Annotated in this window: 19 protein-coding genes and 1 pseudogene; 15 read left to right on the plus strand and 5 right to left on the minus strand. The window is 68.8% G+C overall.

What is annotated here, in order from left to right:
• Positions 1-9: 9 nt before the first annotated feature.
• The 4 genes and pseudogenes from ACT6XY_RS03375 to ACT6XY_RS03390 all read left to right on the plus strand — a co-directional run bounded on the left by ACT6XY_RS03375 (position 10) and on the right by ACT6XY_RS03390 (position 2057).
• On the plus strand, positions 10-537 hold the full coding sequence (locus tag ACT6XY_RS03375; RefSeq protein WP_444746921.1) for a GNAT family N-acetyltransferase: 528 nt from the start codon (positions 10-12) through the stop codon (positions 535-537).
• 70 nt (positions 538-607) lie between these two features.
• Complete coding sequence (locus ACT6XY_RS03380) at positions 608-1063, plus strand: ArsR/SmtB family transcription factor (protein ID WP_444746922.1); 456 nt, start codon at positions 608-610, stop codon at positions 1061-1063.
• Positions 1054-1410 (plus strand): annotated as a pseudogene (locus tag ACT6XY_RS03385) (SRPBCC family protein); the annotation flags it as partial. The gene ACT6XY_RS03380 and the pseudogene ACT6XY_RS03385, both read left to right, overlap by 10 nt.
• 5 nt (positions 1411-1415) lie before the next feature.
• Entirely contained in the window at positions 1416-2057 is a 642-nt protein-coding gene (locus ACT6XY_RS03390) for a glutathione S-transferase family protein (protein ID WP_444746923.1), read from the plus strand.
• A 92-nt stretch (positions 2058-2149) separates the two neighbouring features.
• Here ACT6XY_RS03390 and ACT6XY_RS03395 read toward each other — a convergent pair whose 3' ends face one another.
• Entirely contained in the window at positions 2150-3517 is a 1368-nt protein-coding gene (locus tag ACT6XY_RS03395) for a serine hydrolase domain-containing protein (RefSeq protein WP_444746924.1), read from the minus strand.
• 99 nt (positions 3518-3616) lie between these two features.
• Positions 3617-4777 carry a M20 aminoacylase family protein gene (locus ACT6XY_RS03400; RefSeq protein WP_444746925.1) on the minus strand — a complete coding sequence of 387 codons (1161 nt, stop codon included), beginning with the start codon at positions 4775-4777 and terminating at the stop codon, positions 3617-3619.
• 211 nt (positions 4778-4988) lie between these two features.
• On the opposite strand from ACT6XY_RS03400, the gene ACT6XY_RS03405 reads away from it, so the two are divergent.
• Both ACT6XY_RS03405 and ACT6XY_RS03410 read left to right on the plus strand, forming a co-directional pair.
• Positions 4989-6479 carry an amidase gene (locus ACT6XY_RS03405; RefSeq protein WP_444746926.1) on the plus strand — a complete coding sequence of 497 codons (1491 nt, stop codon included), beginning with the start codon at positions 4989-4991 and terminating at the stop codon, positions 6477-6479.
• A gap of 90 nt (positions 6480-6569) precedes the next feature.
• On the plus strand, positions 6570-8147 hold the full coding sequence (locus ACT6XY_RS03410) for an ABC transporter substrate-binding protein (RefSeq protein ID WP_444746927.1): 1578 nt from the start codon (positions 6570-6572) through the stop codon (positions 8145-8147).
• A 64-nt stretch (positions 8148-8211) separates the two neighbouring features.
• On the opposite strand, the gene ybaL is transcribed toward ACT6XY_RS03410, so the two are convergent.
• Positions 8212-10092, minus strand: coding sequence for a YbaL family putative K(+) efflux transporter (gene ybaL, locus ACT6XY_RS03415; RefSeq protein ID WP_444746928.1), 1881 nt, complete (start codon positions 10090-10092; stop codon positions 8212-8214).
• 122 nt (positions 10093-10214) lie between these two features.
• Positions 10215-10988: an SDR family NAD(P)-dependent oxidoreductase gene (locus tag ACT6XY_RS03420; protein ID WP_444746929.1), complete on the minus strand. Its 774-nt coding sequence runs from the start codon at positions 10986-10988 to the stop codon at positions 10215-10217.
• A gap of 280 nt (positions 10989-11268) precedes the next feature.
• On the opposite strand from ACT6XY_RS03420, the gene ACT6XY_RS03425 reads away from it, so the two are divergent.
• Both ACT6XY_RS03425 and ACT6XY_RS03430 read left to right on the plus strand, forming a co-directional pair.
• Positions 11269-11736, plus strand: a complete 468-nt coding sequence (locus tag ACT6XY_RS03425) for an Lrp/AsnC family transcriptional regulator (RefSeq protein WP_444746930.1) — start codon at positions 11269-11271, stop codon at positions 11734-11736.
• Positions 11737-12402: 666 nt separating this feature from the next.
• Positions 12403-13701 (plus strand): hypothetical protein, encoded by a 1299-nt coding sequence (locus ACT6XY_RS03430; RefSeq protein ID WP_444746931.1) that lies wholly within the window; start codon positions 12403-12405, stop codon positions 13699-13701.
• Between the two features lie 119 nt (positions 13702-13820).
• On the opposite strand, the gene ACT6XY_RS03435 is transcribed toward ACT6XY_RS03430, so the two are convergent.
• Positions 13821-15164 (minus strand): porin, encoded by a 1344-nt coding sequence (locus ACT6XY_RS03435; RefSeq protein WP_444746932.1) that lies wholly within the window; start codon positions 15162-15164, stop codon positions 13821-13823.
• A gap of 590 nt (positions 15165-15754) precedes the next feature.
• Here ACT6XY_RS03435 and ACT6XY_RS03440 point away from each other — a divergent pair.
• The 7 genes from ACT6XY_RS03440 (at position 15755) to ACT6XY_RS03470 (ending at position 24392) form a co-directional block, all read left to right on the plus strand.
• Entirely contained in the window at positions 15755-17113 is a 1359-nt protein-coding gene (locus tag ACT6XY_RS03440; protein ID WP_444746933.1) for a porin, read from the plus strand.
• A gap of 330 nt (positions 17114-17443) precedes the next feature.
• Positions 17444-19051 carry an OmpA family protein gene (locus tag ACT6XY_RS03445; RefSeq protein WP_444746934.1) on the plus strand — a complete coding sequence of 536 codons (1608 nt, stop codon included), beginning with the start codon at positions 17444-17446 and terminating at the stop codon, positions 19049-19051.
• A 151-nt stretch (positions 19052-19202) separates the two neighbouring features.
• Entirely contained in the window at positions 19203-20981 is a 1779-nt protein-coding gene (aspS, locus tag ACT6XY_RS03450; RefSeq protein WP_444746935.1) for an aspartate--tRNA ligase, read from the plus strand.
• A complete protein-coding gene (locus ACT6XY_RS03455) occupies positions 20981-21865 on the plus strand; it encodes an alpha/beta fold hydrolase (RefSeq protein ID WP_444746936.1) in 885 nt (294 codons plus the stop codon). The genes aspS and ACT6XY_RS03455 overlap by 1 nt, the downstream gene beginning before the upstream one ends.
• A 94-nt stretch (positions 21866-21959) precedes the next feature.
• Positions 21960-22490, plus strand: coding sequence for a CDP-alcohol phosphatidyltransferase family protein (locus tag ACT6XY_RS03460; protein ID WP_444746937.1), 531 nt, complete (start codon positions 21960-21962; stop codon positions 22488-22490).
• Between the two features lie 93 nt (positions 22491-22583).
• Positions 22584-23687 (plus strand): AI-2E family transporter, encoded by a 1104-nt coding sequence (locus ACT6XY_RS03465; RefSeq protein WP_444746938.1) that lies wholly within the window; start codon positions 22584-22586, stop codon positions 23685-23687.
• Positions 23688-23690: 3 nt separating this feature from the next.
• Positions 23691-24392 (plus strand): HdaA/DnaA family protein, encoded by a 702-nt coding sequence (locus ACT6XY_RS03470; RefSeq protein ID WP_444746939.1) that lies wholly within the window; start codon positions 23691-23693, stop codon positions 24390-24392.
• Positions 24393-24426: the final 34 nt, after the last annotated feature.

Consider the following 24426-nt stretch of genomic DNA (forward strand, 5'->3'; position numbering starts at 1 on the left):
GCCTGAGGCGTGGCCCGCGCCTCGCCCCACGCCGCGGTCGTCACCATCCGGCCGCTGGGCGCGGAGGAGGCGCCGCTGCTCGTCGCCCACGTGGCGGAGCTCGCCCCGGCCTCGCGGCACAGCCGCTTCCTCGGCGGCGTCAACGTCATCACCGAGCGCGAGGCGCTGCGCCTCGTCGCCGGGCCCAGCGTCCTCGCCCTTGCGGCGATGGTCGGCGGGCCGTACGGACCCGTCATGGTGGGAGAGGCGATCGCGGCCTTCGGCGCCGACGACCGTGCCGAGTTCGCGCTCTCCGTCGCCGACGCCTGGCAGGGGCGGGGGATCGGCCGGGCGCTGCTGGCGAGCCTTGCCCGCCGCATCGCGCCGCGCGCCGCCCATCTCCACGGCGAGGTGTTGCCGGGCAACCGGCGCATGCTGGCGCTGGCGGCGCGGGCGGGCTTCACGCTCGGCACCTCGCGCAGCGACCCCCGCCTCGTGACCGTGACGCGCCGGCTCGACACACAGGGTCATCCCTGGATCCTATTCGCCGCCGCCTGACTGCGCGCGTGCTGCTTGACAGCGGCGCGACGCCGCCCTAAAACTTAACTCTATGGTTAAGCATCAAGGCATGCCGCTCAATCGTACCTTCCAGGCCCTCGCCGATCCGACCCGGCGGGCGCTTCTCGCCCAGCTCGCCTCGGCCGAGGAGATGTCGGTCAGCGACCTCGCGCGGCCCTTCGCCATGTCGCTGCCGGCGGTGATGAAGCATCTCGACGTGCTGGCCGAAGCCGATCTCGTCACCCGCACCAAGGCGGGGCGAACCGTCCTCTGCCGGTTGAACGCTGCTCCCATGGAGGAGGCGGTGAACTGGCTCACGCACTACCAGATCTTCTGGACCCGCCGGCTCGACCGGCTGCAAGCCTTCCTGGAGGAAGAGACATGTCCGCCCAGTCCCAGCCCCTCGCACCTTCAGCCCGCCCCGGTGGCGTCCTCGCCGAGGCGAAACCCAGCCTCACCCTCCGGCGATGGCTCAACGCCCCGCCCGCCCGGGTCTACGCCGCGTGGACGGACCCGCAGAAGCTAGCGAAGTGGTGGGGTCCCGGCACGCCGGACGACATGCTGGTCGCCGACCTCGACGTGAGGGTGGGCGGCGACTTCCACATCGGCTTTTCCTATGCCGGCGAGCGCCATGACGTCCACGGCACCTACCAGGAGGTCGTGCCGGGCGAAAAGCTGGTCTTCTCCTGGTTCTGGAAGTCGACGCCCGATCGGGTCTCGCTGGTGACGGTGCGCTGCCGGCCCGACGGGGAGGGCTGCATGCTCACCCTCATCCACGAGCAGTTCTTCGACGAGGCGGCGCGCCTCGGTCATACGCGCGGCTGGACCGCCTCGCTCAACAAGCTCGAAGCCTACATGGCACGGGAGGCCTGACCGGCATGACGCGTTCCCCCGATCGCATGCAATTGCACTACGCCGAGACGCTGATGCCGCGGAAGGCGTGCTTCGTCGCGCGGCATCTCGGCTCGCCGGTGGACTTCATCGCCGTCGACATGGCCAAGGGCGAGCACAAGGCGCCTGCCTTCAGGGCGCTGAACCCCAACGGCAAGGTGCCGCTGCTCGTCGACGGCGACCTCGCCCTGTGGGAGTCGGACGCCATCATGGTGCATCTCGCCCTCGGCGCCGGCTCCGACCTCTGGCCGTCCGACCCGCGCGGACAGGTGGAGGCGCAGCGCTGGCTGAGCTGGGCGGCGCACGAGTTCAACCCGCAGGCGGGCACGCTCTATTTCGAGCACGTGATCCGGCCGATGTTCGGCATGGGTGAGGTCGACGCCGCGGCGGAGGCCGAAGCCCTGGCCCGCACCCGCCGCGGGCTGGCCGTTCTCGACACGCACATGGCCGAAAGGACTTTTATCCTCGGCTCCCGGCTGTCCCTCGCCGACGTTTCGGTGGCCGTCACGTTCCCCTATGCGGAGAAGGCAAATATCCCGCTCCGCGACTACCCCGCCGTCGCGCGCTGGAATGACCGGCTGCTGGCGCTGCCCCATTGGGACGCGCCGTTTCCGCAGCACGCGGCCTGACGAGGTCCAGAGGCCAGGGAATGGCCTCACGCCCGATCCTTCCCGGCGATCCCCCTGCCTGGAAGGGTCGGGCACCCTTTTTTTGACGGCCCTCAGGCGCCGTAGCGCCCGGCGGCCTCCTCGGCGAAGGCGAATTCGGCCGTGAGGCGGACGCCGCCGAGCCAGATCTGCGCGATCTCGCCATCAGCGTCGCGGACCCTGCTCGCCGCCTCGCCCGCCTGGTTGAAGCCGGGCGCGCGGGTGATGAGGCCGGCGTCCAGCCCGGTGACCGTGATCTCACTGACCTCGGACAGCGGCGGGTGCAGGACGGGCGGGGTGGCCAGAACCTTGTTGCCGACCGGCACGAGGTCGACCGCGCCCCAGAGCGTCCACCAGCGGCCGGCCCAGTCGGCGACCTCGTCGGTCGGGGGGCCGTTCTTCTCGAAGGTTTTGAGGATGTGGGCGATGCCGTCGAGCCAGAGCTGGGCCGGGCCGTCGATGGCATTGGTGAGCACCGAGATGGCGATGTCCTGCGCGGGGAAGACGGCCGTACGCGACAAGGTGCCGGCGAAGGAGCCGGAATGGCCGAACCAGTCCCAGCCCGCGACGGAGCCCGAGATGGTGCCGAGGCCATAGTAGCGCTCGAGCGTCGACTCGTTGTCGCGCCAGTGGCGACGGGTCATGTCCCGCCGGGCAGCCGACGAGAGCAGGGCGGCGGGCGAGGCGGGTGCGAGCTGCGAGAAGAACCGCGCGAGGTCCGCGGCTGTCGAGACGAAGCCTGTGGCGGAGGCAAGGTCCGCCGTCGCAGCCGTGCCGGGGATGACCAGGCGCTTGCCCAGGGGCAGGCGGGTGGAATGGCCGCTCGCCAGTGTGCCCTCGCTCATCAGGCCGATGTCGGCATATGTCTCGGAAAGGCCTGCGGGGCCGATGATCTCCCGCATGATCCAATCGCGGTAGTGTTCGCCGGTGACCGCCTCGATGATCAGGCCGAGGATGCCGTAGCCGTGGTTCGAGTATTTGAACCGCTGGCCGGCGGGCAGGGGCGGGGCAAGGGCCAGTTCCTCGCGCAGCTGCGCGGCGGTGAGGAAGGGCCGGAGATCGCTGAAATAGCCGGCGTCGGCGCCGTCGCGGACATAGCCGGCGCTGTGCGACAGCAGCTGCTGGACGGTGGCGGCGGCAGCCTCCTCGTGAAGGCCCTGCACGAAGGTGCCGGCGGCGTCGTCGAGGCGCAGCAGGCCGCGGTCCTTGAGCTTCAGGATGCCGGCCGCGGTGAAGGTCTTGGAATGGGAGGCGACGCGGAAGCGGTGGCGGGGGGTGAGCGCCTCGCCAGTCGACAGGTTCGCCGTGCCGAAGGCCTCTTCCAGCACGATCTCGCCCTTATGGGCGACGGCGATCGAACAGCCGGGCTGGTCGACATGCTGGACCTGAAAATCGATCCAGCGCGGCACGTAGTCGAGCGCTGAGCTCAGCCAGGCATCCATGGTCTTTCCCCCGTCATTCCTGCCGGGAGACTGTGGCATGGCGGCCGGGCCGCGGCCAAGCGGCGCCGTTCCCCATGGTGAAGCGGCGCCGGACCGGGCTCACGCGGCGGCGAGCTTCTTTTCCACGACGCGCGCATAGAAGGCGGCGGCATAGGGCAGGAGCTTGTCGTTGAAGTCGTAGGCGGGGTTGTGGACCTGGGCGGAATCGCCGTTGCCGATGTTGATGTAGGCGCCGGGCACCTTCTCCAGCATGAAGGAGAAGTCCTCCGAGCCCATGATCAGCGAGCGATTGCGTTCGACATGCTGCTCGCCGACCAGCTCGGCGGCGACATCCGCGGCGAAATCAGCGTGTTCCGGGGTGTTGTACAGCGGCGCGAAGATCAACCGCCAGTCGACTTCCGCCGTGGCGCCGAAGCCGGCGGCGACGCCCTTGGCCATCCGCCGCATGTTGTCCTCGATCAGCTTGCCGGTCTCGGGCTTGAAGTAGCGCGCCGTGCCGCGGATGAAAGCGGTGTCCGGCACGACATTGTAGGCGTCTCCGCCCTCGATCCGCGTGACCGAGACGACGCCCTGGTCGACCGCGCCGATGTTGCGGGAGACGATGGACTGCAGCGCCGTCACGATCTGACAGGCGGTGAGCACCGGGTCGACGGAATGCTCGGGATGGGCGCCGTGGGAGCCGCGGCCCTGCACCTTGATGTCGAAGAAGGCGCCGCCGGCCATCATGGGTCCCGGACGGATGGCGAACTTGCCGACGTCGAGCTTCGGCGAGTTGTGGAAGCCGAAGACGGCGTCGCAGGGAAAGCGCTCGAACAGGCCGTCGGCGAGCATGGCGTTGGCGCCGCCGACGCCCTCTTCCGCCGGCTGGAAGATGAGGGTTGCGGTGCCGTCGAAGTTCCGGGTCTCGGCGAGGTATTTCGCCGCTCCAAGCATGCTGGCGGTATGGCCGTCATGGCCGCAGGCATGCATGCGGTTCTCGTATTTGGAGCGGTAGGCGAGCTGGGTGATCTCGTGCATCGGCAGCGCGTCCATGTCGCAACGCAGGCCGACCGAGCGGGTGGAGGTGCCGACCTTGAGGCGGCCGACGACACCGGTCTTGCCGACGTTGCGATGAACCTCCCAGCCCCAGCCCTCCAGCGCCTTCGCGACGATCTCGGAGGTGCGCGTCTCCTCGAAGCCGATCTCCGGATGGGCATGGAAGTCGTGGCGCCAGGCGGTCATCTCGGGGGCGAGGGCGGAGATCTTCTCGGGAATCGGCATGGGAGGCCTGATCGTTCGTGCGATGGGCGGCGCGGGGCCGGGGAGAGGGACCATAGCTGCCGTCTGCGGAGGCCGCCATGCAAGGGCTGCGGGCGTGCGCGCCGAGCCATGCGCGGCAGCCATGCCTCGGCCCTGGCGCGATTGCCAGGCCGGCCGTCGCCGCCGCAGGATGGCGTACCCCGATCCTCCTCATTCCCGAGTGCCGCCCGTCATGAACCCCTGCGACCTCACCGCCGTCGAGGCCCGCCGCCTGATCGGCGCGAAGAAGCTGTCCGCAACCGAACTCCTGGAGAGCTGCCTCAAGCGGATGGACACGGTCGACCCGGCCGTGAACTGCATGGTGGCGCGGGACGATGCGGCCGCGCGCGCCGCGGCGAAGGCGGCGGACGCGGCGGTGGCCCGCGGCGAGCCGCTCGGGGCCCTGCACGGCCTTCCCGTCGGCGTGAAGGATCTCGAGAACACCAAGGGCCTGCGCACGACCTACGGTAGCGTGATCTTCAAGGATTTCGTGCCGGAGGAGGACCAGCTCATCGTCCGCTCGGTGCGCGAGGCCGGCGCCATCGTCGCCGGCAAGACCAACACGCCGGAATGGGGCGCGGGGGCCAATACCCGCAACGCCGTCTATGGTGCGACCGGCAATCCCTTCGATCCGACGAAGTCGGCGGCCGGCTCCTCCGGCGGCTCGGGCGTGGCGCTCGCCTGCGGCATGGTGCCGATCGCCACGGGGTCCGACACCGGCGGTTCGCTGCGCAACCCGGCCGCGTTCAACGGCATCGTCGGCTTTCGCCCGTCCCCCGGCCTGGTGCCGAGCGACAAGCGGCCGCTCGGCTGGAACCCCTTAAGCGTGCTCGGACCCATGGCGCGCACGGTGCCGGACCTTTGCCTGCTCCTCTCCACCATGGTCTCGGACGATTCCTGCGATCCGCTGGCGACCACCATCCACGGCAAGGCGGTGCGCCGGCCGGAGGATTTCGCCGTCCCTGCGGAGATCGACCTCGCTTCGCTCAAGGTGGCGGTGACACCCGATTTCGGCTTCACGCCGACCGAAAAGCACATCCGCGCGGTGCTGGCGGAGAAGGTCGGGCTCTTCGCGCACCTCTTCGCCGGCGTCGACGAGGCGACGCCCGATTGCACCGGCACCGACGAGGTCTTCGAGGTGCTGCGCTCCGTCGCCTTCATGGCGGGCATGTACGAGCGCGTCAGGGATACGCCCGAGCTCGTCGGCCCGAACGTGCGGGCCAATGTCGAGGAGGGGCTGACCTATTCGGCGCTCGACGTGACGAAGGCGCTGAAGCAGCAGACGGTGCTCTACAAGAACTGGGGCCGCTTCTTCGCGGGCTACGACGTCATCCTGTCGCCGGCGGTGACGCTGAGCCCCAGGCCCTGGTCGGAGCTCTATCCGGCCGACATCGACGGCACGCCGACGCGGACCTATTTCCACTGGCTCGCCAACGCCTATGCGGTGACGACGGTCGGCTACCCCGCGATCTCTCTGCCCGTCGGCCTCGACCATGCCGGCATGCCCTTCGGCCTGCAGATCGTCGGGCCCCGCGGCGGCGACGCCAAGGTGCTGGCCGTGGCGGCGGCGCTGGAGCGCGAACTCGCCGGCGATCCGCGCACGGCCCGCCCGATCCCCGACGTCGCCAGGCTCGCGGCAGCGTCGCCGATCAGCGCCATGCCCGGGTTCATGGGCTTCGACTGAGGGACGTCACGCGGTTGCCAGACGCGGCGTGGCGCGCAACCATGTCGCATCGCATGGGAAGGCCGGCCTAGGCCGGGTCAGGGGGATTGGATGATGTTCGACAGACGCACGCTGCTGAAGGGCGCAGCGGCCTCGCTGGTCGCGGCACCGGCTCTGGCGCAGGACTGGCGGGCGACCACGCTGCGGTTCATCCCGCAGGCGAACCTCTCGTCTCTCGACCCGATCTGGACGACGGCCACCGTCACCAACAACCACGGCTACTACGTCTACGACACGCTGTTCGCGGCGGACATGCAGTTCAAGCCGCAGCCGCAGATGGCCGAGGGGCACGAGGTGCTCGACGGCGGGCTGCGCTGGCGCATCAAGCTGCGGCCGGGCCTGAAATTCCACGACGGCGAGCCCGTGCGGTCGCAGGACTGCATCGCCTCGATCATGCGCTGGACGCAGCGCGATTCCTTCGGCCAGCTCCTCGGCAAGGTGGTCGACAGCACGCAGGTCATCGACGACCGCACCTTCGACATCAAGCTGAAGCGGCCGTTCCCGCTGCTGCTCGACGCGCTAGGCAAGCCCGACACGCCGGCCTTCATCATGCCGGAGCGCCATGCCAAGACCGAGGCCACGAAGCAGGTAACCGAGATGGTCGGCTCCGGCCCCTACCGGTTCGTCGCCGGCGAGTACAATTCCGGCAGCCGCGTGGTCTACGAGAAGTTCGACGGCTATGTGCCGCGCTCCGAGCCCGCCAGCCGCGGTGCCGGCGGAAAGGTGGCGCATTTCCCGCGCATCGAGTGGCACATCCTGCCGGACCCCTCGACGGCGGCCAACGCCATCATCCGCGGCGAGATGGACTGGTGGGAGCGTCCGCCCGCCGACCTGCAGCCGCTGTTGGCGCGCTCGCGCGACATCACGCGGGAGGTGACCGACCCCTCCGGCCGCATCGCCATCATGCGGCTCAACCACCTGCACCCGCCCTTCAACAACCCGAAGGTGCGCGCCGCCGTGCGAATGGCGGCGATGCAGGAGGACTATATGCGCGCCACCCAGGGCGACGACACCTCCGCCTGGCAGACCTGCCGCAGCCTCTGGCCCAAGGGCACGCCCTACTACACCGGCGAGCAGGAAGACCTGATGCCGCAGTCGGTCGACAAGGCGAAGGCGGCGTTGCAGGCCTCCGGCTATGCCGGCGAGAAGGTGGTCATCATCAATCCGACGGACTTCCCCGACATCGGGCCGCTCGGACAGGTCACCGCCGACATCCTCAAGCGCATCGGCATGAACGTCGAACTCGCCGAGACCGACTGGGGCACGGTGATCCAGCGTCGCGGCAGCCGCGAGCCGGTCGAGAAGGGCGGCTGGAGCATCTTCCATACGACCGGCCCGGCGCCGGGCTGGGGAACGCCCGCCACCTCGCTGCTGGTGCGCGGACAGGGCGCCCGCGGCTGGTTCGGCTGGTGGGACAGCCCGAAGGCCGAGGCGCTGACGGAGGAATGGCTCTATGCGCCGAACGAGGCGGGCCAGCAGAAGGCTGCGCGCGAACTCGGCCGCCTGGCGCTGGAGGAGGTCGCGACCGTTCCGCTGGGCCAGTTCACCCTGCGCACCGCCTATCGCAAGACGCTGACCGGCATGCCGCACGGCTCGGCGCCCTATCCCTGGAGCCTCAAGCGGGCCTGAGGCCGCTCTCCTCCTCCCTCCTTGCCAAGGCCGGGCTCCGCGCCCGGCCTTTTGCGTCGGGGAGTCAGGTGGGAGAGCCCTCGCGCGGCGGGGTCGTCGGGGCGACCGGGGTGCCGGGCTCGTCGAGGGGCACGAAGGGCAGGTCCCCGTGGGGGGCGGCCGCCACCGGGCTGTCGGCCATGGACGCAGGCGGGGGATTGCTTTCCGCAGCCCGCGCGATCTCGGCGATGATGCCGCGGGCGATCTCCTGCTCGCCCATGATGACCGTGCCGGCGCCGAGATTCGTGAGGTGTTCGACCTCCGCGTCCGAATGGGCCCTTGCGATGATGACGAGCGCGGGGTTGGCAGCCTTCGCCGTCTCGACGATCTGGCCGGCCTCGAAGGCATTGGGAATGGCGACGATGAGGCGCCGGGCGCCGGCGATGTTGGCGCTGGAGAGAATGTCGCCCTGCACCGCGTTGCCGGTGATGGTCTCCACGCCCTCCTGGCGCAGGCGGGCCTGGGGCCGGGTCGCGTCCTCGATGACGAGATAGGGAATGCCCTTCGCCTTCAGACCCTCGCCGACGAGGCTGCCGACGCGGCCATAGCCGACGAGGACCGTGTGACCGGTGAGGGCAGTGCTCTGCGGCTCCTCGTCGTCGGTGGGGGGAGGCGCCGGCGGCGCAGGAGCGATGTCCGCCGCCGGATCGGAGGAAGCTGCGGCGGGAGCCGCCGTCGCCGGAACCTGGTCGATGCGCCGCTTGATCCATCCGACGGCAGCGAAGACGGCGGGGTTCAGCATGATCGACAGGATGGCGCCGGCGAGGATGAGGTCGCGGCCCTCCTGCGGCAGGAGCTTCAGCCCGACACCGAGCTCGGCGAGGATGAAGGAGAATTCGCCGATCTGGGCCAGCGATGCCGAAATCGTCAGGGCCGTGCCCTTCGGATAGCGGAACGCGATGACGATCAGGAAGGCGGCCAGCGACTTGCCGATGATGATGATGAAGAGCACCGCCAGAATCGGCCAGGCCGCGGTCACCAGCGTCCACGGGTTGAACAGCATGCCGACCGAGACGAAGAAGAGCACCGAGAAGGCGTCGCGCAGCGGCAGCGATTCCTCCGCCGCCCTGTGGCTGAGCTCGGATTCGCTCATGATCATGCCGGCGAAGAAGGCGCCGAGTGCGAAGGAGACGCCGAAGAGCTTGGCGGCCCCGAAGGCGACGCCGAGGGCGATGGCGAGCACGGCGAGGCGGAAGAGCTCGCGCGAGCCGGTATGGGCGACATAGTGCAGGAGCCAGGGGATGACCTTGCGGCCCAGACCCAGCATCAGAACGACGAAGCCGGCGACCTTCAGCAGCGTCACCAGGATGACGCCGCCGATGCCGAGGCCGAGCCACTGCACGAGCGGATCGCTCGCCGCGCTGGCGGTGTTCTCGCCGCCGAGGATGCCGGCGAGCGCCGGCAGGAGAACCAGCGCCAGGATCATGGCGATGTCCTCGACGATCAGCCAGCCGACGGCGATGCGCCCGCGCTCGGTCTCGATGATGCGCCGCTCCTGCAGCGCACGGAGCAGCACCACGGTCGAGGCGACGGACAGGGCGAGGCCGAAGACGATGCCGGCGCCCATGGTCCAGCCGAGCGCCCAGGCCAGCGCCATGCCCATGGCCGTCGCGGTGCTGATCTGCACCACGGCGCCCGGCACCGCGATGGCCCGCACGGAGAGAAGATCCTTCAGGGAAAAGTGCAGGCCGACGCCGAACATGAGCAGGATGACGCCCATTTCGGCCAGTTCCGTGCCCAGCTTCTGGTCGGCGATGAAGCCGGGGGTATGAGGCCCGATGAGAATGCCGGCGAGGAGATAGCCGACGAGAGTCGGCAGTTTCAGGCGGTTGGCGATGACGCCGAAGATGAACGCGAGCCCCAGACCGGCGACGATGGTGGCGATCAACGGGGTATCATGCGGCATCGGGGGCGCCTCCATCCTGTGTCATCATGGCGGGGAACCGGCGCCGTGGCGCCGGTTCAGCCATTATGGGGACGGCGACCCTCCGAGGCAACGCAGGCGCGCAGCGGGCGCGCCCTGCGACCTCAGATGCCCGAGGCGAGATAGCCGCCGTCGACGGCGATCACCGTGCCGGTGACGAAGCTCGCGGCGGGCGAAGCGAGATAGACCGCGGCGCCGACGAGCTCCTGCGTTTTACCCCAGCGCCCCATCGGCGTGCGCCGCAGGGCGTTCTCCTTGCGGTCGGGCGGCATCTTCGCGGCGTTCAGCTCGGTCATGAAGAAGCCCGGCGAGATGGCGTTGACCCTGACCCCCTGGGGCGCCCACTCGGCGGCGAGGGTCTGCGTGAGGCCGACGACCGCGTGTTTCGTCATGGCGTAGGGACAGGCCTTCGGCCAGCCCCGATGGGCGGAGAGCGAGGCGATGTTGATGATGGCGCCGCTGCCGCGCTCCAGCATCATGCGGCCGAAAACGGTGCAGGAGAAGAAGACGCTGGTCTGGTTGGTGCGGAAGATGAGGTCGACTTCCTCGGGGGTGAAGTCGAGGGTCGGCTTGATGATCGTGGTGCCCTGGCAGGGCACGAGCACGTCGATGGGGCCGAAATCGCGCGTCACGGTCTCCGCGAGACGGGCGAGGTCCGCGCCGTCCGTGACGTCGGCGACATAGCCCTTGGCGCCGGGCGAGACCGCCGCGAGGCGCGCCGCGGCCTCGTTCAGCTTGTCCGGACTGCGGGCGGCGATGGCGACGCGGGCGCCGGCCTCGGCATAGCCGTGCGCGATGGCCTCGCCGATCCCGCTGGAGCCGCCGATGACGAGGGCGTTGAGACCCGCGAGCGAGAGGGACGTGCTGGGGGCGCTCATCGTGCGGGCCTCCGCTGACGGGCGGCGGGCGACGGCCGGCGCGGAGCCGGGGCAGGCATCAGGGGCATGGCATCTCCTCCGCGGCCTTGTCACGGCCGCTGCGGCCCCAAGGTGCTGGCAGGCCCGCGTCGATGCAAGCGTCGTGAGGCACATTCCGGCGCGTCACCGCTCGTATGCCCAGCGAAGAATAATTTTCTGATTGTGCCAAGTTGTCGCATCCGTATAGGAACGGTTTTCTACGGGGCGTCGATATCCGGGCGCCCGTCCCGAGGAGCGGACCATGGACGCCACCGACCGCAAGATCCTGACGATCGTGCAGGACGACGCCAGCATCTCGATCGCCGAGCTCGCCTCGCGGATCAATCTGTCGCAGACGCCGTGCTGGAAACGGATCCAGAAGCTCGAGGCGCTCGGCTACATTATCAAGCGGGTGGCGCTGGTCTCGCCGGAGAAGCTCGGGCTCGGCCTGACGGTCTTCGTCTCCATCGAAACCTCGGACCATTCGCGCGAGTGGCTGGCGCGTTTCGCCGACACCGTCTCCGGCATGCCGGAGGTGATGGAGTTCTACCGGATGGCCGGCGACGTGGACTACATGCTGCGCGTCGTGGTGACCGACATGGCGGCCTACGACGCCTTCTACAAGCGGCTGATCGACACCATCCCGCTGAAGAACGTCACCTCGCGCTTCGCCATGGAGCGCATCAAGTCGACGACGGCCTACGACGTGCCGGAGCCGGTCAAGGCGTGAGGCCGGGCCGGTCGGACCGCCCTCTGCCGGGGAGACGGAAGCCGCCTTCGGCAGGGCTGTCGTCCCATTGCAGGATTTTGCGCCGGCAGCTTCCGGTTGCAATCGCCTCTTTGGGCAGCCGCCGAGTCCCGTGAGGAGCACGCCGGTCGCCACATGAAGCGGCGAATTTTCCTAGAGACAACGCGTTGCAGCGGTAGCTAGAAACCACTTTTGCGCGAAATTGCCGTTCGGCTCACGGCTCCGTGATGGTCATGGGCGGCAAATGGACCGCTCCACGGTTGTTCTCCCCGCATGTCGAAAGCGCAACGCTTGCGGGCGGTGCTCCAGTACGGCCAAGCGTGACTGTTGTTCCTCTCTTAGGAAAACGCCCAAGAGCGGCAAGCAGAAATCGCCACTATGACAACGCAGTTACAATTCCTTGGTGCTTCCCTCTCCGTTACGGAAAGTTGATACTATGACTGTGCAGAGAAGCCATGTGAAAACAACTGGCATTTGCACCGGTGCACGGATGGGATTTGGGTGCCGATGGGGAAGTTCACTTTCCTTTGAAGTGCCGAGACCACCCTGTCTGAGTCTGCATGCGGGCCTTCGGGCCTGCCGAAGGGGGAATGCGTCGTGTTGGCGGTTCGTGGCGAACCACTGGTGAATTTTGCAGACGGGGGGAGCGTGACCTTCACGCCGCCCATCCCGCCCGCCGTGCGGCGGGAGTTCGACGGCCACTCGGTGGACGTCGACGTGGAAGGCCTGCGGTTTTCCGTGGTGATCGGGGAGGACATCCCCCTGCCGCTGAACTGCGCCTCCTTCAGGGAGGCCAAGGACATCGTCATGTCGGTGTCGATCCAGATCATGTCGGCGCTCCTTCAGTCCCGCCAGACGGGGCAGGTCACCAGGACACGAGAGCCGGCGGCCGCGCCGCGGCCGGCCGCGTCGGCAAGCCCCGCTTCGGTCGTCGTTCTGCATCGGCCGAACCCGATTCCCGTTCCCGCCCCTGAGCGCGATCGCGGCGTGACGACCTTCGCCGCGCTCTTCGCCGCCTGGTCGCGCTATCATCTGAGCACCGGCGGTGCACCGACGACGCCGCCGTACTGGCAGGTGCTGATCACCCGTTTCGCCACGTTTCTCGGTCATGACCGGCCGGCCGACGTGACCTCCCACGACATCAGGGCCTATCGCGACCATCTGATCGCGAACGGTCGAAGGCTCCGCACGGCCAGGCACTCCGACTTCGCCGCGCTGCGGGCGATCTATCATTTCGGCGTCGAGAACGAGCTCGTTCCGACCAACCCGACGATCGGCGTCAAGTTCAAGGCCGACCGGCTCGCCGCGGCCGAGACCATGTCGGCCTTTTCCTCAGACGAGGCGAGGGCGATCCTGTCGGCCGCCGACCGCCAGACGATTCCCTCGCGCCGCTGGATTCCCTGGCTCACCGCCATGACCGGAAGCCGGGTCGCGGCCATCGCCAACCTGCGCAAACAGGACGTGATCGAGGTGGAAGGCGTGTGGTGCCTGCGCATCAGCCGGCAGGCCGGCCCGATCAAGACCGCTGCGTCGGAGCGGATCGTGCCGATCCATCCGGCGATCCTCGAGCGCGGGTTCCTCGCTTTCGTCGAGAAAACGCAGCGCGAACGGCTCTTTTTTGGCGAATCCGACGGCGCAGTGTCCGGATCGGGCAGCAATCCGCCGGTCGGGCAGGGCGCCCGACCCTACAATCCCGCCCGTTCGACGATCCGCCGGGTGACCGAATGGCTGCACGGGCTCGGTCTCGAAATCGGCCGCGCGGCGAAGAAGGATCCGAACCATGCCTGGCGGCACTGGTTCAAGGAGCAGGCCTTCGCGGCCGGCATTCCCGAAAAGATCACCGATGCGATCGTCGGCCATGCCCAGCCAACGACCTCCCGACGCTACGGCGCGGTTTCGATCGCCGCGATGGAATCCGAGTTGCGCAAGATCCGGCCTCCGGTCTGAGGGGAGGGCGGATTTTCCGCCCTGCGTCTGCGCGAACAGGCACCATCGGAAAAGGCAAAACCCCGGCGGTCGCCCGCCGGGGTCTGTCGGTCTGGAACCGGTCTTGCGACCGGGCCGGATCAGAAGTTGCGCTGGACGCGGAACATGCCCGACCAGGCGTTGGCATTGCCCTGGCTCGAGATGCCGTTCGAGACGACGGCCGCATTGCCCGAACCGTTCTGGCGCGCGCTGAGGTTCGAGTAGACGACCTCGACGCCGAGGTCGAGGTTGCGAACCGGCGACCAGATCGTGTTCACGCCAACCTGCCAGAAGCGGATGTCGGCGAGGTTGCTGGTGGCGACGGAGGGGGCGTCGATGTTGACGTACTTGCCCCAGATGGCCGAGCGGAGAGCCGGGGTCCAGAAGTGGCGGAAGCCACCATGGATGCCCCAGGCCTTCGACTTCACGATGCCGGTGCCGGCCGCGTTCAGGTTGCCGTCGGCATAGAGAGCGCTGACGAGACCGACGCCGACAGCCTGGCGGGTCTGGATGAGACCGTCCGAGTTGTCGTTCGTGAAGACGTAGCCGAGGGCGCCGTCAGCGTAGGTGGCCTGCAGCCAGAGCACGTCGCCGCGGGCGAGCATGTCGAGGTTCAGGCGAACGCCGCCGCCGACAGCCCAGCCGGAGGTCGAAGCGCCGGTGGTCGGAGCGACAGCCGTCAGGTTGGTGCGCACCTCGTGATAGGCGGCCATGACCTGGGCGGAGCCCCAGCCCTGGTCGACGCGCAGGTTACCCACGATGTCCGGGATCTGGTTGCCGTTGTAGACGACGCCGTTGGTCTGCGAGGCGGCCGTGGTGAGCGAGCCGATCGCGCCGATGCGACGGAACTGCGGATCCTCGACCGAGATCGTGGCCGAGAAGCCCGAACCGAACGAAGCGGTGTAGGCGATCAGGTTGGACGAGTTGCGCGACGGGTCCATGGCGGAGCCCGACGAAGCCACGAACTGGACGTCGCCCTGGTAGAAGTTGAAGAACGAGGCCGAGTTGCCGAAGGTGAAGCCGGCGAACTGGATGAACGCACGGGACATGTAGGCGGCCGAAGCCTGACCGGTCGAGCCGGCGCCGGTGGCGAGGGTCGCCGGGACGACGTTGTTCGACGGGCCGCGCTGGATGAAGAACTCGCCGTAGGCGCGCAGGAGGCCGTACTCGGTGTTCGAGCGGGCATCGAAGTTCAGCAGCAGGCGGGTACGGGTGGTGTAGGCATTGGTGCCGGCACCGAACGTCTGGGTGGCGTAGGCATCCATGCGGACGTAGCCGCCGATGCGAAGGCAGGTGTCGGTGCCCGGGATGAAGAAGAAGCCCGCGCCGTAGGTGTCGCAGATGCGCACGTATTCGGCGGGAGCAGCCTTGCCCGGGAGATCCGCTGCCTGAGCACCGGTGAGGGCAACGAAGCCCGCAGCAGCGCCGAGAAGAAGGCTCGTCACCCCCCTGAGCGGCACGCTTCCGAGGGGCCAATTGCCGGCACGGGGCAGCGCCGAGTCGCTTCATGCGGGCCGACGGGCGCCGAGCCGACGCCCCCGACCGACGATTCGGCGTGGAAACGGGCGGGTTTCCGCCCTGCCGGTCCGTCTGCCGCCGATTCCGAACGGTGCAGCGACACCGCGACAGCAAGGTTCCCTGCCCTGGGGGCCCCTATCGCAGGGCGGGCCGCGGCATTGGCCGTTAACGTGCTCACGGCCCCGTGAATGGCCGAAAGCCGATGATTTTCATAAACTTGAGCAGGTTTCCCGGGCTTTGGCCGTGGTTAAGACGCCCGTGTCCTTCGTGCAACAGTGACGGCCAAAGCCTGCCGGGGGCCTGTTTGGAGGTGTTCTTTCGATTGATCGGCACCGGGGCATCGGTAATGGTGACCCTGCGACGAAGGGGGGCACCCCGGTCGCACCGCCCTTCCTGGGGTCGAACGGCAAGTTGCCACGACAGCAGAAAAGGCGGCCACACGGGGAATATCGGAACCAAAGCCGTCAAAAGGCGCGGAACCAAGCTCCCTCAGGAGAAACATTTGGAGGTCTACACAATGAAGACGGTTAAGAGCCTTCTTCTCGGCGCTGCCGCAGGCTTTATCGGCCTGACCGGCGCTCAGGCAGCGGATCTCCCGGGCAAGGCTGCTCCCGCCGAGTACGTTCGCATCTGCGACACCTACGGCGCGGGCTTCTTCTTCATCCCGGGTACCGACACCTGCCTTCGCATCGGCGGCTACGTCCGTCACGAGAGCTACCTGGCTCAGCAGTTCACCCCGGGCACCAACGTCTACTCGACGCGTACCCGCCTCCTGCTGAACTTCGACGCCCGCTCGAACACCGAGTACGGCCTCCTGCGCGCCTACGGCGAGTTCTTCGTCCAGCGCGGCCCGGGCGGCAACGCCCTCCAGGGTGCCCTTCTGAACGCCGCGACCGGCCAGGGTTCGACGGTGCAGGCTTCCGCGACCTACATGTCGCGCGCCTTCATCCAGTTCGCCGGCTTCACCTTCGGTAACTCGGCCTCGTTCTTCAACTTCTACCAGGGCGACGTCCAGTTCGTGACGGCTGCCGGCTCGGCCTTCGACCCGGCCCGCGGTTCCTCGAACCTCATCGCCTACACTGCCTCGTTCGGCTCGGGCTTCTCGGCCACGGTGTCGGTCGAAGATCCGCAGTTCAAGCGCATCGGCGCTCTCGGTGCCATCAGCGGCGCCGGCGCGATCACCGCTCCGTCGCAGGCCAACGGCGTCGTGTACAACGGCAACGTCATCCCCGACGTCGTCGGTAACCTGCGCGTCGACCAGGGCTGGGGCTCCGCCCAGGTCATGGCCGCCTATCACGAGGTCCGCACCACGAACGCTGGCGGCTTCAACCGCACGGCTTCCGGTTGGGCTGTCGGCGCCGGCGTCCGCCTGAACCTCGACATGCTCGCCCGCGGCGACGTGCTGTGGTTGCAGGCTGCCTACGGTGAAGGCGCCATCGCCTACACGGCTCACCAGGATAACTCGGACGGCCTCGTCCAGACCCGTAACGCCATCGGCGCCGGTCTGGTCACGGGTCTCTACGCTGACGGTCTTCTGACCGCCACCGACCGCGTTGCCCTGTCGAAGTCCTGGGGCATCCATGCCGGCTTCCGCCACTTCTGGACCCCCGCTCTGCGGTCGGCCCTGTGGGGTAAGTACGTCAGCATCGACGCTCCGGGCGTCGCTGGCGCCGTCGGCAACAACCTGAACGACATCAAGTTCTGGCAGGTTGGCGTCAACACCATCTGGTCGCCGGTTCGCAACCTCGACCTCGGTGTCGAGGTCGTCTACACGAACCTGAACTCGCGCGCTTCCGGCATCGGCTACACCGGTGCTCAGGTCATCGGCACGCAGGGCGCCTGGTCCGGCGTGTTCCGCGTCCAGCGCAACTTCTGATCGGGTCCGGTCGAAAGACCGGTTCCAGTCTCAAAGGCCCCGGCGGGAAACCGCCGGGGTTCTTTTTTGTGCTCAGATCAGGATGCAGAGCGCGCGATGCTGGCCGTTCGCGGGGGTGCCTCCGGCCTCGTGCGGCGAGTGGCTCTCGCGCCAGAAGCCAAGACACGTCAATGTCTTGCGCGGGAATTTCAAGGAATCGAATCAAGCGGGGCTGACGACTGCCGGCCGCAGCCGTCCGTGGTGCCGGCGCTTCCGTCGCGCTATTCTCCCGGCGGATTCGCGGGCTGCCCCAAGGCGGTGTGCCGTCCGCACCACGAGGGGAGAGCAGGCATGGTGACGATCCGCTGGCGGGATGGAGGGCGGCGCTTCGCCCGTCGTCTCCTTGGCCTCGCCGCCCTTTCGGTCCTGGCCCTCGCCGGCGCGCCTGGGCCGGCCCTGGCGCAGGCCGCCGAACCCACCCAGCTCTCGGTCGTCCGCGAGGGAGACGTCGTCGTCCTCGGCGGCTCCGTGCCCGACGAGGCCCTGCGCGAGGCTGTCCTCGGCGCGATCCGCGCGGCCGCGGCCGACGTCTCGGTCATCGACACGACCATGCTCGCCCCCGACGCGCCCCCGGGCTTTTCATCGGCGGCGACCTTCGCGGCGGGCCTCGCCGCGCGTCTCAAGCCTGGCGCCGTGCTCCTCTCCGGCAGCGAGATCGACGTCGAGGGCCGCCCGGATGGTCTCTCGGGCCAGGCTGCCGTCACCGCGGCCCTCGCGGTGCTCCCCGAGGGCCTGCGGCTGCGTCGCCAGGCCCTGCTGCCGCCGGTCGTGAAGCCCTTCACGCTCACCATGGAGCGCACGGGCAGCGGGCTCGCGCTGTCGGGTGTCGTCGCGGAGGAAGAGGAGAGGCGGGTGCTCGTCGCCTTCGCCGGCTCGCTCGGCCTCGGCTCCGTCACCGACGGGCTGGTCGTCGCGGCGGGTGCTCCCGACGGTTTCGATCGGGCTGCCGCCGCACGTTTTGCGTTCACCCAGCTCGCCCGGCTGACCGCGGGAACGGCGTCCATCGCCGATCGCGCGCTGACGCTGGAAGGCCGGCCGACGGACCGGGCCGGCTTCGCCGCCGTCAACCTCGCGCTTGCCGGTGCGCTGCCGGCGGGGCTGACCCTGGCGCGCGCCGCCGTGGCGGCTCCCGTCGTGTCGCCCTACGACTGGTTCGCCGAGAAGACCGCGTCCGGTGTCCGGCTGCAAGGCTATGTACCCTCTGAGGCCGCGCGTGCGGAGATTCGCGCCGCGGCCGAGGCCTTGTTCGCGCCGCTGGCCCTCACCGACGCGCAGGAAGTCGCGGCCGGCGCGCCGGACGGCTTCGCGCCTGCCGCCGTCGCGGCCATGGGCCAGCTCGTCTTCCTCGAGCGCGGGCGCGCGAACCTTCGCGACACCCGTCTCATCGTCTCCGGCGAAGCCTCGTCGCCGACGGCTGCCGTCGCCGTGCGCGCCGCCATCGAGGGCTCGGCACCCTACGGCTTCACGGTCGCGCACACGATAACTGCGCCCGCTCTCCCCATTCCGGCCGCCGCCGCGCCCCCACCGCCGCCGGCAGCCCCGGCCTGCGTCGCGCAGATCACCCGCGAAATGGCGGATGGCGGCATCGTCTTCCAGTTTGGCCGCGACGTCATGCGCCCTGAGAGCCAGGCCCGGCTCCGCCGCATCGCCGCGCTCATGGCGGCCTGTCCGACGATGCGCTTCTCTGTAGAGGGCCACACGGATTCCGATGGCGTCGCCGCGCAGAACGTCGATTTGAGCCACCGCCGGGCCCAGGCCGTGGTCGCGGTTCTGGTCCGCCAGGGCGTCGAGGCGAGCCGCCTCCTGTCCGAAGGGCATGGTGCGTCGAAGCCGCTGGTGGCGAACGATTCGCCGGCGAACAAGGCGCGCAACCGGCGCATCGAGATCATCGCCCGCTGACCGGCGACGGGCGGCGGAATTCCATCGTCCCCTCCGCTGCTTGCCGCCGTGCCGCTTCCGTTTGAAGCGGGCGCATCCATCGGCTAAAGGGACGCGACGCTGAATTGTTGGGCCGCGCTCTCCGCGCCGCCGTCGAGACCTCGAGGCTTCCATGCACCGCTATCGCTCCAAGACCTGCGGCGAGCTGCGCGCCGCCCATGTGGGCGAGACCGTCCGCCTGTCCGGCTGGTGCCACCGCATCCGGGACCATGGCGGCATCCTCTTCGTCGACCTGCGCGACCACTACGGCATTACCCAGTGCCTGGCCGATCCGGATTCGCCGGCCTTCAAGGCGCTGGAGGCCTGCCGCGCCGAGTGGGTCATCCGCATCGACGGCAAGGTGAAGGCGCGCGACGAGGGCCTGAAGAACGCGAAGATCCCCACCGGCGACGTCGAGGTCTTCATCACCGACCTCGAAGTGCTCGGCAAGGCCGACGAACTGCCGCTTCAGGTGTTTGGCGAGCAGGAGTATCCGGAGGAGACGCGTCTGAAGTACCGCTTCCTCGACCTGCGCCGCGACAAGCTGCACAAGAACATCATGACCCGCGGCGAGGTGGTGGACGCCATCCGCCGCCGCATGAAGGGGCAGGGGTTCTTCGAGTTCCAGACGCCGATCCTCACGGCCTCTTCGCCGGAGGGCGCCCGCGACTTCCTCGTCCCGAGCCGCATCCATCCCGGCAAGTTCTACGCCCTGCCGCAGGCGCCCCAGCAGTACAAGCAGCTCATCATGATGAGCGGCTTCGACCGCTACTTCCAGATCGCGCCCTGCTTCCGCGACGAGGACCCGCGCGCCGACCGCCTGCCGGGCGAGTTCTACCAGCTCGACCTCGAGATGAGCTTCGTCGAGCAGGAGGACGTTTTCGCCGCCGTCGAGCCGGTCATCCGCGGCGTCTTCGAGGACTTCGCCGAGGGCAAGCCGGTGACGAAGGAGTTCCCGCGCATTCCCTACGCCGAGTCGATGCGCAAATACGGCTCGGACAAGCCGGACCTGCGCAATCCGCTGGTGATGCAGGACGTCTCCGAGCACTTCCGCGGGTCGGGCTTCAAGGTCTTCGCCCGCCTGCTGGAGGACACGAAGAACCAGGTCTGGGCCATTCCGGGCCCGACGGGCGGTTCGCGCGCCTTCTGCGACCGCATGAACGCCTGGGCGCAGGGCGAGGGCCAGCCGGGCCTCGGCTACATCATGTGGCGTGAGGGCGGCGAAGGCGCGGGGCCGCTCGCCAACAACATCGGCCCGGAGCGCACCGCGGCGATCCGCGAGCAGCTCGGCCTCAAGGAGGGCGACGCCGCCTTCTTCGTCGCCGGTGACCCGGAGAAGTTCGTGAAGTTCGCGGGGCTCGCCCGCACAAAGGTGGGCGAGGAGCTCAACCTCATCGACAAGGACCGGTTCGAACTCGCCTGGATCGTCGACTTCCCCTTCTACGAGTGGAACGAGGACGAGAAGAAGGTCGACTTCTCGCACAATCCCTTCTCCATGCCGCAGGGCGGCCTCGATGCCCTGAAGACGCAGGATCCGCTGTCGATCAAGGCTTTCCAGTACGACATCACCTGCAACGGCTACGAGATCGCCTCGGGCGGCATCCGCAATCATCGTCCCGAGACCATGGTCAAGGCTTTCGAACTCGCCGGCTATGACGAGGCGACGGTGATCGAGCGCTTCGGCGGCATGTACCGCGCCTTCCACTACGGCGCCCCGCCGCACGGCGGCATGGCGGCGGGCATCGACCGTATCGTCATGCTGATCTGCGGCGTGCAGAACCTGCGCGAAATCTCGCTGTTCCCGATGAACCAGCGTGCCGAGGACTTGCTGATGGGCGCGCCGAACGAGGCGAGCCCGAAGCAACTGCGCGAGCTCTCCATCCGCATCGCCATCGACCCGAAGAAGCCGTGATGGCGGCCGTGGCGGGGGAGGGCGCGTACGAGAGCCGCTTCGTCACGGCGAGCGACGGGCTGAAGCTCCATGCGCGGCTCTACGGCCATCCCCAGGACGGGCGCCTGCCGGTGCTCTGCCTGCCGGGCCTGTCGCGCAATTCCGGCGATTTCGACGTGGTGGCGCGGGCGCTCGCCGAGGAGCGGCAGGTGGTGGCCCTCGACTATCGCGGACGCGGGCTCTCCGCCGCCGATCCCGACTGGCGTAACTATGCCCTGCCGGTGGAACTCGACGACCTCCTGACGGTGACGACGGTGCTCGGTCTCGCCCGCGCCGTCTTCCTCGGCACCTCGCGCGGCGGCCTCCTGACCATGCTCACGACCGCGGCGCGCCCGACGCTCCTCGCCGGGGCGATCCTCAACGACATCGGCCCGGTGATCGAGGGGGCGGGGCTCGCCCGCATCAAGAGCTATCTCGGTCGCCTGCCGGAGCCGGCCACCTGGGACGAGGCAGTGGCGCTCTTGAAGAGCATCGGCCAGTCGCGCTTTCCCGCACTCACCGACGCCGACTGGCGCGGCCAGGCGGGCAGCATCTGGACGGAGCGCGACGGGCGGCTCGCCGCCGCCTTCGATCCGGCGCTGGCGAAGACCCTGGAGAGCGTCAGCTTCGATGCGCCCATGCCGACCCTCTGGCCGCAGTTCGACGGCCTCGCCGCCGTGCCTGTGATGGTGATCCGCGGCGAGCATTCCGACATCCTCAGCGCGGCGACGGTCGGCGCCATGGCCGACAGGCGCCCCGATCTCGACGTCCTGACCGTGCAGGGCCAGGGCCATGCGCCCCTCCTCACCGATCCGCTCTCTATCGGCCGCATCCAGGCCTTCGTGCGGCGCTGCGACGCGGCCTGACGGCTGCGCGTTCGATGTGCCGTTCCGCCGCCTTGGCAGTGGGGGGCGCGCACTCTAATGTCGCGTTCCCGGGGGCTATCGCGACAGCGCAACAGTGAACATTCCCAATCTTCTGACGCTGCTGCGCATCCTGCTGGTGCCGGTGGTGGTATGGGCCATCTCGCAGGGGCAGATGGCTCTCGCCCTGGCCGCTTTCGTCATCGCCGGCATCACCGACGCGGTCGATGGCTATATCGCCAAGCATTTCGACCAGCAGACCGAACTCGGCGCCTATCTCGATCCGCTGGCGGACAAGACGCTGATCGTCTCGATCTACGTGTCGCTGGCGATCTTCGGCTTCATTCCGCCGTGGGTCGCGATCCTCGTCGTCTCGCGCGACATCATGATCGTCGGGGCGGTGGTCCTTTCGACGCTGATCGAGCGGCCGCTCACCATCCAGCCGCTGATGGTCTCGAAGGCCAATACGGTGGCACAGATCGTCTTCGCCGCGCTGGTGCTGGCCGCCAAGGGCCTGAAGATCGACCTGGACTGGGCCATCTTCCTCTGCATGTGGGCGGTGGCGGCGCTCACCCTCGCCTCGGCTGGCGCCTATCTCGTCAGCTGGACGCGCCACATGGCGAACTGAGCGGCACGATGCCGCCAATCGGCGCTTGAAAGCCGCCGTCCGCCTTGCGACGGTGCCCCTGCCGCCGCTTCCCGAGCCAGAGAGGTTCCGCCTTTGACGTTGCAGAGACAGGTCGGCTTCTGGATCGGCGGGCTCGCCGTGCTGGCGCTGTCGCTCTACGTGCTGCGCGGCATCCTGCTGCCCTTTATCGCAGGACTGGCGCTGGCCTATTTCCTCGATCCGATCGTCAGCCGGCTGGAGAGACTCAAGGTGCCGCGCGTCGCCGGGGCCCTGGCGGTGATCGGCACCTTCGTCGTCGTCTTCATCGTGCTGACGGTGGTCATCGTCCCGGTTCTCGCCAACCAGCTCACCGCCTTCGTCGCCCGCCTGCCGAGCTATGTGGTGCAGCTCCAGGCGCTGGCCACCGAACAGAACCGCGAATGGCTGCAGCGCGTGCTCGGTGACCGGCTGCCCGACGTCTCGCGCAGCGTCGCCGAACTCGTCACGCAGTCCACCGGCTGGATCGCCAGCTTCGTCCAGCAGAGCCTGTGGGCGGGCGGTGCCACCTTCATCTACATCTTCGGCCTCTTCATCATCACGCCCGTCGTCGCCTTCTACCTGCTGAAAGACTGGCCGCGGATGATGGAGAAGATCGATTCCTGGCTGCCGCTGCAGCACCGGGAGACGATCCTCGGCCTGATGCGCGAGATGAACGTCGCCATGGCCGGCTTCGTGCGCGGGCAGGCCACCGTCTGCTTCGTGCTGATGATCTACTACGGCATGGCGCTGAGCGGGGCAGGGCTCAATTTCGGCCTGCTGATCGGCCTCGGCACGGGCTTCCTCAGCTTCATCCCCTATGTCGGCTCGATCACCGGCCTGACGCTGGCGGTGGGCGTCGCCATCGTGCAGTTCTGGCCGGACTGGACCATGGTGATCGTCATCCTCGCCATCTTCGGCATCGGCATCTTCTTCGAGGCCTATGTGCTCTATCCGAACCTGGTCGGCGAATCCGTCGGCCTGCACCCGGTCTGGCTGATGTTCGCGCTGTTTTCGTTCGGCGCTCTGTTCGGCTTCGCCGGGCTGATGCTGGCCGTGCCGCTCGCCGCCTCGCTCGGCGTCTTGACGCGGTTCGCGATCCGGCAGTACCTCGCCAGCCCGCTGTTCACGGGTGTCGCGCGGCCGCGGCCGCACGAGGGTCCGGGCCGGCCGGAGATGTGACGCATGGTTGCCACCGCACCGCGGGGCGGGCCGCGCCAGATGGCGCTGGACCTCGCCTTGCCCGAAAGCCTGTCGCGGGACGATTTCCTCGCCGCGCCCTGCAACGAAACGGCCCTCGAACTCGTCGAGTCCTGGCCGGACTGGCCGGCGCGGGTGGTCGCGCTCGTCGGCCCGCCGGGCGCAGGCAAGAGCCATCTCGGCGCGATCTGGGCGGATCTCGCAGGCGCGCGCCGGCTCGCCGCCCGCGACCTCGCCGGCACCGCGCCGGGTGATGCGCTCGCGACCGGCGCGCTGCTGCTGGAAGATGCCGGGCCGAAGACCTCGGAAGTGGCGCTCTTCCATCTCCTCAACAGCGCGCGGGAGGAGGACGCCTTCGTGCTGATGACGGCACGGGAGGCGCCGGTCTCCTGGGGCGTCGCGTTGAAGGATCTCGCCTCGCGCCTGAGGGCGCTGCCCTCCGTCGCCCTCGCCGAACCGGAGGACGGGCTCCTGCGCGCCGTGCTGGTGAAGCTCTTCGCGGACCGGCAGCTGGTGGTCGACGCGGACGTGGTGGAATTTCTCGCCCGGCGGATGGAGCGCTCGCTCGACGCGGCACGGCGCCTGGTGGCGGCGCTGGACCGGGAGGCGCTGGAGACGGGCCGGCGGCTGACGCGGCCTCTCGCAGCCCAGGTCCTCGACCGGATCATGCAACCGAACCTCATCTGAGCCGTTGGGGTCCGCGACCTGTTTGACGGTCGTC

The organism is Phreatobacter sp. (assembly GCF_052440005.1).
In the GTDB taxonomy this organism is placed as follows: domain Bacteria; phylum Pseudomonadota; class Alphaproteobacteria; order Rhizobiales; family Phreatobacteraceae; genus Phreatobacter.